The organism is Pseudoalteromonas sp. NZS127_1, assembly GCF_015864295.1.
Classification (GTDB): domain Bacteria; phylum Pseudomonadota; class Gammaproteobacteria; order Enterobacterales; family Alteromonadaceae; genus Pseudoalteromonas; species Pseudoalteromonas arctica.
Window position 1 is genome coordinate 18,007 of record NZ_JADYXO010000025.1, and the last position, 16,839, is coordinate 34,845.

At 37.8% G+C, this 16,839-nt stretch carries 5 protein-coding genes and 1 pseudogene; 4 read left to right on the forward strand and 2 right to left on the reverse strand.

Annotated elements, in window-relative coordinates; all coding sequences use genetic code 11:
- Positions 1–19 precede the first annotated feature (19 nt).
- The 3 genes from I6F50_RS17595 to I6F50_RS17605 all read left to right on the forward strand — a co-directional run bounded on the left by I6F50_RS17595 (position 20) and on the right by I6F50_RS17605 (position 9,598).
- Positions 20–2,752, forward strand: coding sequence for a poly(beta-D-mannuronate) lyase (locus I6F50_RS17595; RefSeq protein ID WP_165741881.1), 2,733 nt, complete (start codon positions 20–22; stop codon positions 2,750–2,752).
- Between the two features lie 325 nt (positions 2,753–3,077).
- On the forward strand, positions 3,078–6,110 hold the full coding sequence (locus tag I6F50_RS17600) for a TonB-dependent receptor (protein WP_197120000.1): 3,033 nt from the start codon (positions 3,078–3,080) through the stop codon (positions 6,108–6,110).
- A 524-nt stretch (positions 6,111–6,634) separates the two neighbouring features.
- Positions 6,635–9,598 (forward strand): TonB-dependent receptor, encoded by a 2,964-nt coding sequence (locus I6F50_RS17605; protein WP_197176885.1) that lies wholly within the window; start codon positions 6,635–6,637, stop codon positions 9,596–9,598.
- A 209-nt stretch (positions 9,599–9,807) separates the two neighbouring features.
- Here I6F50_RS17605 and I6F50_RS17610 read toward each other — a convergent pair whose 3' ends face one another.
- Together I6F50_RS17610 and I6F50_RS17615 are read right to left on the reverse strand one after the other, a co-directional pair.
- The gene (locus I6F50_RS17610; protein WP_197176887.1) at positions 9,808–11,718 is read right to left on the reverse strand and encodes an aminotransferase class I/II-fold pyridoxal phosphate-dependent enzyme; all 1,911 of its coding nucleotides are present in this window, start codon (positions 11,716–11,718) and stop codon (positions 9,808–9,810) included.
- 189 nt (positions 11,719–11,907) lie between these two features.
- Positions 11,908–12,046 (reverse strand): annotated as a pseudogene (locus I6F50_RS17615) (endonuclease III); the annotation flags it as partial.
- A 179-nt stretch (positions 12,047–12,225) separates the two neighbouring features.
- Here I6F50_RS17615 and I6F50_RS17620 point away from each other — a divergent pair.
- The gene (locus I6F50_RS17620; RefSeq protein WP_197176889.1) at positions 12,226–16,809 is read left to right on the forward strand and encodes a leucine-rich repeat domain-containing protein; all 4,584 of its coding nucleotides are present in this window, start codon (positions 12,226–12,228) and stop codon (positions 16,807–16,809) included.
- The last annotated feature ends 30 nt before the right edge of the window (positions 16,810–16,839 follow it).

The window sequence follows — 16,839 nt, forward strand, 5'->3', positions numbered from 1 at the left end:
TTTGGAGAATAGAGCCACCATGAAATTAAAACATTTTGCGCTATGCGCTATTGCAGCTGCAATAGTTGGTTGTGACACAAACTCAAACAACAATGACAACAACTTGGGCTCTATTGCTCTTAGTGGAACGGTTACAAGCGGACAAACATTAACAGCTGAAGTTAGTGACCCTGATGGTATCTCAGGTGACGTGACTTACTATTGGTATGCAGATGGTGAGGCAATTACAGGTGCAAATAGCGCTTCGTTTACACTGACTGACGATCAGATAGGGTTACCAATTACAGTTCAAGGGCTTTATACCGATGATGGCGGTATTAATGAATCGCATATTACAGATCCAACCGCAGATGTTGCCGCAATCGCATTCCCTGCAAGTTTAACTATTACGGGCGACGCTCTAGTTGGTTCGCAACTAACAGCCAATGTAGCTGACGAAAATGGCTTTGATGGCGATACAGTAACTTATAAATGGTTTGCTGATGACATAGAGATTGCAGATGAAGCACTTTCAACGCTCACGTTAACAGACGCACAGTTTGGTACAGTTATAACAGTTAGTGCATCTTTTGAAGATAGCCGTGGGTTTAACGAGTCTGTGACTTCAACGGGTACAGAGGTTGTAGCACGAACAAACTCAGAAGGCGAAGTTACAATTAGTGGCACGCCAACCGTTGGTAATATATTAACAGCAGAAGTTGCTGATACCGACGGGGCAACAGGAGATATTACTTACCAATGGCTTGCTGACGCACAAGAGATAGATGGCGCAACACAAAGCACCTTTACAGTTGATGCATCACTTTTAGGTCAAAAGATAAGTGTTCAAGTTGCTTACACAGATGATAATGGATTTATCGAGGATAATACATCAGAGGAAACAATTGCTGTTTCTGCTGTTGCGGTTGACGAAGCCGGTAGCGTCGCCATTATGGGCGTAGCGCCTTATTTGACAAGTGGCGAGTTAACCGCTGAGATAACTGATAACAACGGTGTTGAAGAGGCAAACGTTACTTATACTTGGTCTGCTGATGGCGTTGAAGTAGCCGACAGTAATAGTAAAACATTTACACCTTCTGCTTACGCTGGCTCAATAATGTCGGTAAAAGCTACGTATACAGATAACGATGGTTTTGCGAGTGAGGTTACAAACTCACTTGATACATTAGTTTACACACAATTAGTTAGTAACCCTGAAGCACTCCTTGGTGCTATAAGTGGTGGTTTAGCTGATGGTGATGTTATTGGCTTAAACACCGGTGTTTATGCTGATATGGACGCAGTTTTATTAACCAGTGCAGTAACGCTTCGCGCTGTAGAAGGTCAAACTCCTGTACTTAGCGGTGAAGTATGTGTGCATGTAGCTGCTGGAGTAGATGGCGCTGGATTAACAGGGCTTACCTTTAAGAATATAGATACTAAAGCGGGTGCATTTTGTGAAACCGAAGAAGGTGCTGTTATTTACTCAGAAGGGGATAACTTTACTTTTTCGCAAAACACGATGGATGGAGAAGAAGCTACACTCAATAACTCTGAATACCATTGGCTGATGATAAAAGGTCAAAGCGCGTTGGTTGAGCGAAATACATTCTCTAATCGAAATGTAGCAGAAAAAGGGTCTGTGATAAAAATATCATCATCAAGCTCTGATCACGTTATTCAATATAATTTATTTAGTGACAGTGATAATCCAAACTTTGGTCAATCAAGTTTATATTTAATCAATGCAGGTAGCACAACGGGTAGCGGTGCAGCTGATAACGCAAACTTTACTATTCAGTATAACCGCGTAGAAAACTTTGTAACAGGTCGTCGTTTAATGCGTGTACAAACTTCTGGTGCAACCATCAAAGGCAATACAATCGTAAATCCTAATGGGGGTATTTCACTAGAAGATGGTGGCTTCAACAGTGTTACAGATAACGTTATTATTCGAACTACCGATATTGCAAGCTCTGATGATCGCCCAGCGGGTATATTAATTACACCACTTGGTCACACCGTAAGTAACAACTACATTGCAGGTATTCGTTCTGGTAATAAAGAAGCGGGCGGTATTGTATTTACAGCTAACCCATTTTCGCAAGATGATGGTGGTGTACCAAATTCAGGTAATCAGGCAGTGCTTGATAGTGCCGGAGACTTTACACTAAATGTAACAAACAATACGGTTTTGAACTCGCAGCAACCTATTGTATTTAGTACAGAAATAGGCTCTAAAGCACCAACAAGTGATTGTGATGAGTTAACCGCAGCGAATGCGCCGGTGCTATACGGCCTAACCAAAAATGCGTTTGTTATCAACTTTAATGGAAATTTAATTGCAAACGGTTTAGGCGATCAAACAGACGAAGATACAATAAACAGCAGTGCTACAACTCAAGGCCTATTTTATCCAAATACACTTGATAGTGACCATGCTTTTGAATATGACTGTGACTTAATTAATCATGATAGCTCGCTGCTAAGTAACAACTTTGGTTATATGGATAGTCGAGTATCAGGCGATGCAAGCGGTGACTGGGTTGAAATTAGAAAACTAAATGGTAATGGCGCATTCGATACTGATGGTGCAATTGACCAAGACCCAGCAACTAATGGCAAAGAAGTACTTGAGTACGTTACAGCAACAAGTACGTTATTAGAAACTGACCCTGCAGGCCTTCAGGCAGAGGCGGGTGCTAAAGGTCTTCATTATATTCAATCATCTGAAGTCGGTGTTGGATCTATATGGAAAATACAAAACGATTAAATAACCAATTAATCAGTTAACTTTTAAAAGCCCCAAATTTGGGGCTTTTTTATTATTTATTAATAATCACCACACTTTTCTCAACCTACATTACCCATTTATAAACTAGTTTAGAGCGGTTTATATTCTAGTAAAAAACCTGCCTGACCTACTGGTAATGCCGCTAAGTTAAAATTGGTATACCTTATGGTAATATTAAAGCGTCAAATTGGTTGATCATCGTGCTGCGTTTAAGTATATTAACGTCAAAGGTCACATAAAATATACATAAGCATAACAAGCTAACACACTAAAATCACACAACAACAACCAGCGGAGAATTCAAATGTCGTTGAAGTCACGAGATAACAATAATTCTACAACAGGGCAGTTTGCAATGCGCCCAGTTGCAAAATGGGTAAGAACAGCGGTCATCGCAGGTATGGCAAGTTCTTGCGTATTTACAGCAAGCGCACAGGAAGATCAGGGAAAAGCGACAGAAGTTGAAGAAGACGTTGAAATAATTAGTGTTACAGGTACACGTAGAACGATTCAAGACCAAATAGCAATTAAACGTGAAGCAACAACGGTAGTTGATGGCCTGTCATCTGAAGATATTGGTGATTTACCAGCACTGTCTATCGGTGAAGCACTGGAATCAATTACAGGTGCTGCATCTCACCGTGAAAACGGTGGTGCAACAGAAATCACTATTCGTGGTCTTGGTCCATTTTTAAGTGCAACGCATATCAATGGTCGTGAAGCGACTAATGGTAGTGGTGACCGCTCAGTTAACTTTTCGCAGTTTCCGTCTGAACTTGTAAAAAAAGTAGCAATTTATAAAACGCAAGATGCGTCAATGATTGAAGGTGGTGTTGCAGGTGTTATTGCACTTGAAACTATAACTCCACTTGATTTTGGCAAGCAACGTGTATCAGCTGAAGTTAAATTAAACTACAACCCTGATGAAGGTAATGTAGATAACTCACTTCAAAGTGACGCGGGTTACCGTGGCACGTTTAGTTATGTAGACCAGTTTGAATTTGATAACGGCCAAGCCGTTGGTGTGTCTTTTGGTGTACAGCGCCAAGATATCAGCCAACCAGAAGCTGAATACAGAAGCTCTAGCCCATCAGGTTCTTCATTGTGGGCGTGTTTAAACGATCCTAATAATACCAACGAAGGTTTTTATCGCAGCAGCGCAGGTGACTGTGAAGATCAAGTAAGCGGCAGTAAAAATCAAGGTTACGATACAAAAATTGATCCTGATACAGGTAAAGCAGTAAGTGATGGGACTCCTTATGCTTGGACTGGCAGTAGCCGTAGTTACCGCCAAAACGAGACATCAGATGAACGTGATGCAATGTTTTTTGCACTGCAATATCAACCTTCAGCTGATTGGGATGTTAACTTTGATGCACAAATTTCAGATAGAACACAAAAAGAAGCACGCCACGATTTAATCTTTTTACAAAAACGTGCAACACCAGGCGTAACCGGTCCAACACTTGTTACTAATGATGTTGGCGGTATCCTTCATTGGGAAGGCGAAGAGCGAATTGAATCTGCAGGTGAGCAATTTTCTCGTGAAGAAAACTACCAAGGTTACGGCATAAATATAGAACATACAGTTACCGATAGATTAACTGTTGACTTAGATTTAGCGTATTCAAAAACAGAACGCGAAGAACTTCAAATATCTAACCGTGGTAGAACATCAGGTCGTAATTTCTTTTCTTGGGATATGGGCGATGAGATCCCTCATTTCACACTGACAGACTTTGACGTAACAGATATTTCAAACTTTACAGATAGCCTAAGAACACGACTTGACCGTGAAAATGTTCGTGAAAACGAAGTTATCTCAGCGCGACTAGATTTTGACTATACCTTAGATGGCAATGTTTTCACCAGTATTCAAGGTGGTATTAGAACATCTGAAATGACCTTCCTACAGTATGGTGGTAGCCAAGGTAACGGTTCACGAAATGAATACACACTAGACTCTGGTACTGAAGCGCTTGACGTATTACAAGGTTGTCAAATCGATTTCCCTGAATCAGGCTTTTTATCAAGTGTATCTGATGGCGATATCGTAACAAATGTTGATAGTGACGGTAACGTTGTAGATAGCGGTACAGGTTCATCATGGGCTACATACGACAACGTATGTTTCTCACAAGCTGTAGCTGGTTCTAACGCTGATGGTGTGTTTGCTTACCCAGAAGTTGAATATGAAAATGCAGGTACAATCGATGTAACAGAAAAAACAACATCAGTGTACTTAATGGCTAACTACGATACTGAAATGTTTGGTAAATTCATTCGCGGTAACTTTGGTCTTCGTATTGTAGACACAGAAGTAACTTCGATTGGCTTTAGAAATAGCTTTGACGTAGTAACAAGCGACACCGGTGTACTTTCTCTGGTTGAATCTGATAATGGTTCATTGGATAAAATAAAAAGCGGTGGTGACTACACGAAGTATTTACCAAGTTTTAACCTAGTTATTGACTACAGTGAAGATATTTTATTCCGTGCAGGTATATACCGTGGTATGTCACGCGCAGATCCATCTGATTTAGGTTACAGCCGTACATTCCAAGAAGATACAGAAGGTACAGCAACATCAATCAGCGATTTATTAGTGGGTGTAAATGGTTCTGGTAACCCGGACACTCAACCGCTTATGTCGTGGAACTACGATGCTGCGTTTGAATGGTACCCTAACGAAGATTCAATCTTAGCGTTAAGCTTATACTACAAACAGTTCAACGGTGGTTTTCAACAACAAACAGTAATTGAAGATTTTACTGTTGCCGGTGAAACTGTTTCATTACCAATTACTAACTCTGTTACATCAGATGAAGACAGTGAAATATTAGGTCTTGAAGCTTCATTTTCTTACCGCTGGGATAATGGCATCGGTATGAAATTTGGTTACAACTATGCAGACACTGATTTTGAGTTCCAAGATAGCTTATACGGCGATACGTTTGAGACTGACGTAGATGGTAATACTACACAGTTAACTGACGGTATTATTGAGTCGGCTTCAGTACCTGGTTTCTCAAAGCATGTATTTAGCAGTCAGCTATACTACCAAATTGGTGGATTTGATACTGCTGTTATTTACAAATATCGTAGTGAGTATTTCCAACCATATACTACAAATGGTACTCGACTTCGTTATGTTGATGGCGTAGGCGTATGGGAAATGCGCGCATCATACAAAATTGATGAGCACTTTAGAGTTAAAGCAGAAGCAATTAACTTGTTCAGTGCACCTAAATCACAAGACTTCTTTGTTGAAGGTAACCTAGGTGAAGTGAATGACTACGGCCCACGTTTATTCTTAGGCTTAAGCTACAAGCTGTAATAATAGTTAAACATTAGATCACATCAAAAAGGCGGTTTTACCGCCTTTTTTGATCCTCAAATTCTTCAATTTTATATTTTCGATAACATCAACAAACAGTACTTAAAAAACTCACTCCTAAATTACGCTACTTGACTAAAAACAATTAAATTGGTTAACCAATAATGCTGTTTATTCAGCACGCCCAACATCATCGGTTTCTCCTGCCTAAATTATTTCATTTTTAAAACGATAACTATTCTAACCTTTGTTATTGACAGCCCTATTTCTAATAGAATTTAAAAACTATAAATAACATCAACTTAAAATGTAAGTTTTGCTTTTAACTTGAAATTTAGTTAGGTTTTTCTATTTTGGTAATAACATATTGCATAATATTTGATCTAAATTCATTACCAAAAGGTTGACCTTTGTAGGTGTGGGTGTAAATATAAAGTTAAGACTTTGTAATAAGAAAGGGCTTTTAATAAAAACAATAAAGTAGCTGGTTAAACATAGCATTTCACACACACAGGAAAAAAACTATGAGTCACAAGTTATCTAAAATTACACTGGCAGTTATATCGGCAACCGCACTTGGTATGTCTTTGTCTACACAGGCGCAAGAAGCTCCAAAAAAAGCTGCGGACGATCTTGAGGTTATCGAGGTTTCAGGTATTCGACAATCGCTTACAAATGCGCTTGCACAAAAGCGTTCAGCAGATAGCCTTGTTGAAATTATCGAGGCTGTAGATATTGGTAAGCTACCAGATCAAAACCTCGCAGAAGTACTTGAAAACGTAACAGGGATTCAAATTACCCGTGAAGCAGGGGTAGGTACGGGCGTTCAAATTCGTGGTACCAATGCCAATCGTACAGAAGTGAACGGCGTATCAACAGTTGGCTCAGGGTCTGGGCGAAGTGGCATTAGTTTTGAAGATGTATCAGCTGCAATTATCTCTGGTGTAGAAGTAATTAAGTCACCAGAAGCAAAAACAATCGAAGGCTCTGTGGGCGCAACAATAAACCTTAAAACAATTCGCCCGTTACAGTTAAATGAAACTCTAGGCTCAATTAGAGTCCAAGGTGAAGATAGTAGCTTATCAACAGATGGCGTGACCCCTAGGGTATCAGGTGCTTGGGGTGATAACTGGGAGCTTGATTCGGGCGGTAAGTTTGGTGTTGTATTTAGTGGTAGTTACAGTGAGCAAGACGTAACCGCATTTCGTCCTCGCGCAGATAGAGATAATTCGGTAGCCGCTGATAGTGGTGCTGCAAGTGCACAATCGTTTGATTTTCTACCAGTACAATTTTTAATTCAAGATTACGATAATTACGAATACGAGACAAAAAACTTCGCAGGTACATTTGAATATGCACCAAACGATAATATGAAATTCTTTTTTGATGCAGTTGTTAATGATCAAGAGCGCCGCCAAGAAAGCTCAAGAGTACAAGCATCTGGTCTAAGTGATCTTAGAAATGTATCAATACCGAGTGAATTTGAAACAGTTAATTTTGGTTCACTGGACGAACAAAACCTAGGCAGTATACAAGCGGCCGTAAGAGGCGTAATTCCGGTTGAAGACGGTGGTGGCGATCCTAACTTGCGTTTTTCTAGCGATACTAATTCACGCATCACAAAGAGCAAAATATTTAGAATAGGGGGCGAATGGCAAGGCGATAGATTATTTGCAAGTGTTGAAGCCTCAACCTCTCGTTCTGATTCAACTACACCAAGCTTTAATACAACGCTTAATTTTATAAATCCAAATGTTGCTACTAATTCGTCAAATGAAAACGGGACTCCTTTTGAGTATGATCTTACAGGTGATGCACTTACGTTTGGGATTGCAACGGGAGAGGCAAACGCGCCAACAATGGCTCAATTGCTCGCCCCTGCAAATGTTGTTCTACGTGACGTAAACCAAGGGCAAGATGAGTCAGAAAATACAGAAGATGCGTTTCGTACAGATTTTACATATTACTTAGATGATGTAATAACGTCAGTCGATTTTGGTTACCGCTACAGTAAAACGAGTAGTGTGTCGGATCAAGTTCGCTCTAACGTTGGTTTAAGAAATATGGCTGATAGCCCAACGGGTGATTTATTTGCACAATTATTAACAGCGGGCCCAGATAACTTTAACGATGGTGATGGGCGAGCACTTTATATTCGTGATTTCTTACTTATTAACCCAGAGCTTGCATCCTCTGATCCACAAGCCGTATTAGCAGCGCTAAACCAAGCGATTGAAGCTAATAATGCAATAACGGGTTCTGATCGTGGTCCAATAAGTTCACCAACGTCTCAAGTAAATGCGTTTTTTGATATTGAAGAAGAAACACATGCCTTATATGCACAAGCAAATTTTGAGTACGGCATGTTTCGCGGTAACTTTGGCCTACGTTATTTAGAGACTGAAGTTACATCGCTAGGTAACTCTGTTACTCAAGATGGAAGTGGCAACGAACTGGTTACTCAGCTAACGTCTAAAGGTGATTACGATTTCTTTTTACCTCGATTCAATTTAGCCGCGAATGTAAGTGAAGATGTGATTGTTCGTTTAGGTTGGTCAAAAGATATTAGACGCCCAGATTTTGATGACCTATCTACATCTGTTACGTTTGGCACCAGCCCTAATAGTGCCGTTTCAATTGGTAATTCAGGCTTAGCACCAGAAGAAGTAACCTCTTTCGATATATCCACAGATTGGTATTTTGCACCCGCTGCTTTGTTAAGTGTGGGGTACTTTCATAAAACACGTAGCGATTTGCACGTTACACAGCAAGTTGACCCATTTGAAGACCCAAGCACAGGCTTTCGCGATACAAATGGTCCAGAGTGTGAAGGAGGCGGCATATTTAATCCAATTGCAGACATAAACGTGTTTGGCCCAGATGCTGGCGTAGGGTTATGTGTACCAACACAAACTACTATTAATGATTCTGGTGAAACAACACAGCAAGGTATTGAGCTTGCAGCTCAATACGACTTATCAAGTTTTGAAAAAGAGCTAGGTTGGGCATCAGGTTTTGGTGTGGTTGCTAACTATACCTATCAAGAATTTTCTGGTGGTGAATCATTTGACACTGCAACGAGTCGTGCAAATGCTGTTTTTGCATTAACAACCGGTAACCCGGATGCAGACATAAGTGCTAAGCAATCACTCATTGATCTGTCAGAAAACGCATATAATATTACATTTTACTATGAGAAATACGGTCTATCTGCTCGAGCGCGTTACACGTGGCGCGAAGGGTACCGTTCAACTGACTTTGGTAGCACCTCAAGCTTCCCATGGGGTTTCCCTGTTGTTCAAGAAGACAGAGGGCAGCTTAATGCCAGCATAAGTTATGATGTGAACGATCAGCTAAATATCGGTATTGAAGCTGTAAACTTAACTGAATCAGAAGTTAGCCAGTCTTGTGTTAACGAAGGTGCTTTACTTTGTTTCCAAGGTATTACAGACCGCCGTATTACATTTGGCGCAAGCTATAGATTTTAAACGTTATAGTTAAATCGAGTCTATAAGTGTGTGTATTTAAAGACGCTAAAAGCAAGCCACCTGGCTTGCTTTTTTTTAACTAAAATTAGTTAATATTTATAAGGATGATTTATCCCACTTTGTATTTACTTTTAAATACTGTTACTGCGGCAATGTCTTGCGACACTGCCACCAGCAATTATTATTGAGATAGTATTTAACCAATACCTTTATTTTTTAACCTTACCCTTAAGAACATAAATTTCACCATCGAAACTGCCTTGTATCGTCAGTCCTTGGCTTGCCAACTCTTGTAAATATTCGATATGGTCATTAGTGATATGCTGGCCTGGGACTAAAAGCGGAATGCCCGGTGGATATGGAGTAACTAAACCTGCACAAATGCGGTTGTTACTTTTGCTAATAGGCACAGATTCGCGGTCGCCATAAAAAGCATCGCTTGGAATACACGCCAAGTCGATGGCAGGTAAGTTTTCGGGTAAGCGAGCTCTGCGCGTCGATTTCGATAGTTTTACCTTACCGCTGTCTAGCTTTTTCAACGCATTGTACAAACGAATTATTTTTGAGCGCGTGCCGCCAAGCGTGAGTAAAACCAAGATGGTGCTGTGTGTGTATTTTTCTATCTCTAGCCCAATTTCATCCAGTAGATATTTATGAATATCTTTTAATGAATAAGGTAGTTCACTAATATCAATAAGGATTTTTAGCGGATCGTGACCCATGTTATCGCCACTAAAGTGCGGGAATATTTTCATAAAATCTTCCTTACCGAGCACTTTAATTTGCTTGAGCGACGCCATTTGTTGTTTAAACTCTTCAACATGATTTAGCAGCGCATTGAGTAATTTATAACCTTCCATCTCTAATTGCTTTTGGCATACGTCGAGAGACGCAATAAGCTGATATTTAGGCGATGTGCTCGCGTAGATACTGTAAATATCGCGGAAGAAATCTGCATCAAAATCGGGGTCGTTAATATGAATATAAGACGCCTGAGAAAATGCCGATACCACTTTATGGGCAGAATGGGTAATGTAGTCAGCCCCAGCATGTATGGCTGAATAATGACGAAAGCTAGGATGAAACAAAGAATATGCAAACCAGGCTTCATCTATAAACACTTTAATACCATGTTGATGAGCGTAATCTACCACTTGTTTCAGATCGCTAAGTAGGCCATCGTAAGTACAACCAGTAAGCACCAATAATTTAGCATCTGTATTGTTTTCAATTGCCAACTTAATATCGGCCAACGACGGTGGCGCGAAAATACCGTATTTTGGATTTAGTATACTCGCCAAATAAATGGGGTAACTAGCTGATTGCAAAATGCCATAGTGCACAGATTTATGGCAATTACGGTCGACAATTACTTTATCTCCCTTGCGAAGTAGTGTCTGCAAGATGATTTTGTTTGAGGTAGACGAACCGTTTGTAACAAAGTAGGTGTGCTTAACTTCAAACGTTGCTGCTGCTGACTCTTGAGCACGGCCAATGGTATTAGTGCTGTCTGACAATGAGCCTAGTGAGTCTACCGAAACTGACAGATCGCCAACAAATACATTGCGACCGTAAAACTGATAAAAATCGTTTATATAAGGAGAGTTTCTAAAGCTAGAACCGCCGCTATGACCAGGTGTATGCCAAGAGTCATTCGCTTCGCCAACATAACGACGATACGCCGTCCAAAATGGCGTTTCTGAGCGATCATCGAAGTCGTTGATCATATAACCTAAAATGGCTTCAGGGTCAGAAATCACCTCATCTTTAAAAAAGAAGGATTCGATTTCTTCCGATTCGTTGATGATTTCCAGTCCTTTAGTATCGTCGCCTATAACATAAACTGGTAACTCGAGACGAATTGCCTTTAAGTCTTCGATAAAGCGACTATAAATTTGTTCACCCACTTTATTGTGTACATCCCAACTGAGAACCACGGCTTGAATATCGCCATCTTCCTTTACACATTCCAGTGCTTGCTTCAGATCGAGACGTTCAATAATATCGATATCAATATCAACTCGCTCAAAATTAGGAATCGTTTTTGACAGGTTAGCGCAAAGCTCTTGCAGGATGATTGGGTCTTGCTCAATTATCAAGATACGAAGTAAAGGTAGCATAGGGATTTCGCAATAAAATTTTATAATGCTCAATAGCATAACTAAAGGAGTGAGACTTGTGAAATTAATACTTTGAAAAATTTTACCTGTTAGTTTTACATGCCCAGTGAGTTGGGGAAAGATGATAATAGAGAAATATTTTGGTGTTATGTTTGTAGACGCGGCTTTATGCCGCGTTTTGGGCTAAGGCTATTCAGTTTTATCTTTAAACTCACACAAGTCTTCAATAATACAGCTGCCGCACTTTGGCTTACGGGCTACGCAGGTATAGCGCCCGTGTAATATCAACATTTATTTTAAATTCTTTTGGGATTACTTTTTCAAGTTTTATTCAACTTATATTTAGAAGTTGTAGACTAGTAAAAATGTAATTAGTACAGTTTTCATCAGTGTAGAGAATACATATTAAATCAACTTTTCATTGGTTTCTTAAATCGTGCAACTTTATTTCCTCTGTAACGTAATGATGTATAATTAATTTAATAAAAATAAAGCAATGGAAATGTGATGACCGATAGTTTTAAAAATTCAGAGGAATGGGAAGTACTTCTTAAAATGTTAGAGCAAGGTCAAGAAGATCATGCTTTTCAGCCTATACTTTGGATTGGTGCTGGCCTATCAGTTCCAGCTGGCTATCCAACAACTCCTCAACTGATAGATAAATTAAAAGACAAAAGTCTTAAAAAGCTCACCGACTTTGTACCGGATGATCCTACGTACTCTTTAGACTCGGCAAATAGATCTTTTACTTTGTGGGTACAACATTTTGCAGAAGTTAATGGTTACGGAAGACTCAATAAAGTACTTTCTAATATTTTTACCAGTTTATCCAATGAGCCCACAACCACTCATTTAGAGCTAATCCAAAGTCCATGGAAAAGTATTTTTACAACTAATTATGACCAATTGCTGGAGTCTGCTTTACAAAGGAAAGACAAAAAATTTAATGTTGTTACCCATGAAAGTAATTTTGGAATTGAACAAAGTAATGTTATCTCTTTATATAAAATTCATGGTGGGGTTTCCAACATAGAAGCTTGGACATTGGATGAAGACAGTTATTTAAATTTTGCAGATAAATATCCGTTTCTTGATGCAAAACTTAAGATTACTTTGTTGGATCGCCCGATTGTATATGTAGGGTGTTCGATGTTAGACCCAAGAGTAATCGAGTGGTATCAATATTGTGAAGAGAATAAAAAATCAAGCCGGTTAGAGTATTCAATTGTTGTTATCAGAAAATGCGAATGGCAAAACCTACCTGAAAAAATAAAAGCGCTCTATTTAAAATCGAATGTACACCCATTATTTTTTGAACGTTACGAAGAGCTCCCAAATATATTTACTGAAGTTAATGTTGAACTTAATAGCAAACTTCATAAAGAAGAAATTAATTTAGAAGTAACAAATTTGGATGTTGAACATAGAAAAGACAGAGAGAACCGGTTAATAGATGAACTATTATACGAGACCCTCTCGCCGTGTATTGTCTCTGTAATAGCATGTATTTGGTTAGAAACTCCTAAAAATGTTTCATATGAGGAACACTTAAAGACCTCTTTTGGTGCAAGAGCAAGAAATCAAGGAGAGATCGCTTTTAAAAGCTTGCTAGATGATTTTGTTGAGCTGAGCAAAAAATTAATTGATACTAATCTTGAATTTAAATCAAAAGAAAAAGTTTTTTCTTCACTAAATTTGATTTTCAATAAATATTTTCCAACACATATATCGCTAGATAAAATCGATTATAACCCTCATTCGCTTTATGGATCTTTACAGATGCATACTATTGAAGATGATGTTTTTGATATTGATGAAAATATTAAAGATGCCTTCTATAGCATACTGAAAGACTATTGTGAGCTTATTATAGATTGCAGCCAAGCGCTTCCGGCATGGTCTGAAGAAAATTTAAATACTCAATTAGGTAATCAAGATGTTCTTTTTGAAAAGCTTAGGGAAGAGCTAGGACGTTGGAAAGAAAAAAACTCAAATCAATATGATGAGATAGCTCTGGTTGAAGATGAATTCAGAAGAGCAATAGCGAGGCGATTTGATGAATTGAAAATATTTGGGCTTAACTTCGGGAAGAGAACAAGGAAATATCAATTAAGTGTTGCATATATATCTTTAACAACGGAAACAGATTTTAATAATTCTGACGATAACAAGGTAATGTCAACTAATGAAGCGCTTACTAGTTATAAACGACTAGTTATACTTGGAGAAGCAGGGCAGGGGAAAACAACCTTGTTACAGTGGTTAACCGTACAATGTGGCCGTAGAGCATTTAAAAATGAGCAGGCTGATTTCAATAAAAAAGTTCCAGTGTTAATTCAATTGAGATCACTTTTGAATGAATCTAGTTTACCCAGTGAACTGGATTTGTACTCTTTTATGACCGAAGGAATTGAAATAGAAAATTCACATAGAGAGTGGATTAGCCAGATTTTAGAAAATAAGCTAGCTATAATAATGATAGATGGCTTTGATGAGGTGCCTAAAGAAAGACGCCAAGAGGTACTTGAGTGGATTAATAACCTTTGTGAAAGATACGATGGTAATCAGTTTATATTAACTTCGCGACCATCTGCATACGAGAACACGTCTTTGGATCACTTAGACTTTAATGTGATTCAATTACAAACTATGGATAGAAAAGCCCAGTCCGATTTTGTTGAACATTGGCACCATGCTATTGCATTAGAATATGATAAGACTAAACCAACAGCCTTAAACCAACAGGCAAGTAGCCTTTTAGAAAAGTTACGACAACAGAAAGTGTTAAGAAATTTAGCACAAAATCCGCTTTTATGTGGTGTTTTATGCATGCTTCATCATGACCGTAATGGTTATTTACCAAAAGACAGAACTGACTTGTATGAGTCAACTTGTAGATTGTTTCTCGATAGCAGGGATAGAGAAAAGAAGATCATCGAAGCTGACACATTTGCCTTACTAGATCTTAGAAATAAGGAGTCGTTCCTTTCAGATATCGCTTTTTGGATGACTAATAACGGTCAAACTTCAATATCCCCAAATGATCTGAAGCGAAGATTAAGATCAAAAAGTACTGATATGCCGGAACTGCGGGGAAAAATATCTTCTGATGAATTACTTTTGTTTTTTCTTGAGCGGAGTGGGCTATTAGTTCAGGTAGGTTTGAATGAAATTCAATTTACACATCGCACATTTCAAGAGTTTTACACTGCAAAGTACATAATTGCAGAGAACGATACTGATTGCTTATCTAAAAATGCGGGAAATGATTACTGGAATGGAGTAATACAATTAGCGATAGGTCTACGAACATCAAAATCAGAGAATGAAAAGTATTTAACAGAACTACTTTCTAAAGCCAATGAATTCGAGTCAATTAAAAACCTAAATGCTGCAACATCACTCTATTTATTGGTGTTAACTTGCAAAGAAAATATGAGAGAGATTACTCCTCGATTTTCTACTAAATTGCAAGAAGTGATCAAAAAAGTTGTTCCTCCACCGACAGCAAAAGTCAGAGATGCCCTAGTATCTGCTGGAAGTATTGCAATTCCATATCTTGCTCGTCCGAATGGTGGAAGGTCGATAGTTAAAGACCATTATTGTGCTCTAGCCTTAATTAAAATGGCAACTCCTGATGCTTATATTCACTTGAAGGAGTACTTTAAGGATGATAGAGCTTCTTATATTCAGAAGTTGAGTGCAGATATTAAAAAAATGGATAGTGAAGTAGCGATAGAGTCTAATTTAGCTGAAGCTATTATTGCTGATGGTATACATAAATATGATCAAAATATTAGGGGAATGTTATCTTTTTTAGTTCAAAAAGAAGATTTAATTGAGAAAGGGATTAATCAAGATGATTTATTAGGTAATGAACGCCAATGGAAGCTATCTCAAGGACTAGCACCATTAAACCAGCTTAACGAAAATGAAGTAACTGAGTTAGATTTAACTGGTAGTAACTATATAAACTTTACACAGGTAGGTAAATTCCAAAGACTTGAAAGTATAAACTTGATAAACGTAATTAATTTCGATATGCCAAGTTTGTCGGAATTAGTTGGTTTAAAAAAATTAAATATTTCATATACCGATGTAGAAGGCTTTTCTAATATAGCAAACTTAACTAACCTAGAAACCCTTAGATTAGAAGGTATTGATATAAATGAGATGCAGGTATTATCTCATTTAACCAATTTAAAGGAGTTATGTCTCACTTCTTTATTTATTGAAAGTCTTGATGTGTTTTCTAGCTTAAATAAGTTAACTACCTTAACGTTTTACAACTGTGAATTACCTGATTTTGATACAACTCCGATTGCAAAGTTAGTTAATCTAATTGAGCTTAATTTATATAAAACAGGGATATCTAAAATTCTATTTTTAGAAAAAATGCATTCATTAAAAAAATTAAATTTATCTAATAATGCAATAGCCGATATTTCAGTTTTAAATAATAACACTGCAATCACTGAGTTAAATTTATCCAATAATGCAATAACAGATATTTCAGTTTTAAGTAATAACACTGCAATCACTGAGTTAAATTTATCCAATAATGCAATAACAGATATTTCAGTTTTAAGTAATCACACAGCAATAACAAAACTGTATTTATCTTGTAATACAATAATTGATATTTCAGTTTTAAAAAATCACATAGCAATAACGAATCTAGATTTATCCAATAATGCAATAATTGATATTTCAGTTTTAAAAAATCACACTGCAATAATGAATCTAAATTTATCCAATAATGCAATAATTGATATTTCAGTTTTAAAAAATCACACTGCAATAACGAATCTAGATTTATCTAATAATAATGTAATTAGCGTCACATCACTATCTTCACTCAAAAGTTTGAAAATTCTAAGCTTGGGTGGCACAAATATAGAGTCATTAAGTGGATTGGAAAGGTTAGATAATTTAATTTTTTTGGACGTTTGTAATATAGAAAGTATAGACTTTGGACCTATAATGCAACTACCAAGTCTTAAGCATATATTTTTAAACTACAAACTGAGGGGGAGCTTTAATCAGAATGATTTTAAACCAAAGGTTTACTTTAGGTTTTCTCATTATTAAGGATTCACTAGCCAAACTATTTTCAGTAAC

Bases quoted from the DNA above. Each gene is read 5' to 3' on its own strand.
- I6F50_RS17595 (WP_165741881.1), top strand. From the start codon at position 20: ATGAAATTAAAACATTTTGCGCTATGCGCTATTGCAGCTGCAATAGTT.
- I6F50_RS17600 (WP_197120000.1), top strand. From the start codon at position 3,078: ATGTCGTTGAAGTCACGAGATAACAATAATTCTACAACAGGGCAGTTT.
- I6F50_RS17605 (WP_197176885.1), top strand. From the start codon at position 6,635: ATGAGTCACAAGTTATCTAAAATTACACTGGCAGTTATATCGGCAACC.
- I6F50_RS17610 (WP_197176887.1), bottom strand. From the start codon at position 11,718: ATGCTACCTTTACTTCGTATCTTGATAATTGAGCAAGACCCAATCATC.
- I6F50_RS17620 (WP_197176889.1), top strand. From the start codon at position 12,226: ATGACCGATAGTTTTAAAAATTCAGAGGAATGGGAAGTACTTCTTAAA.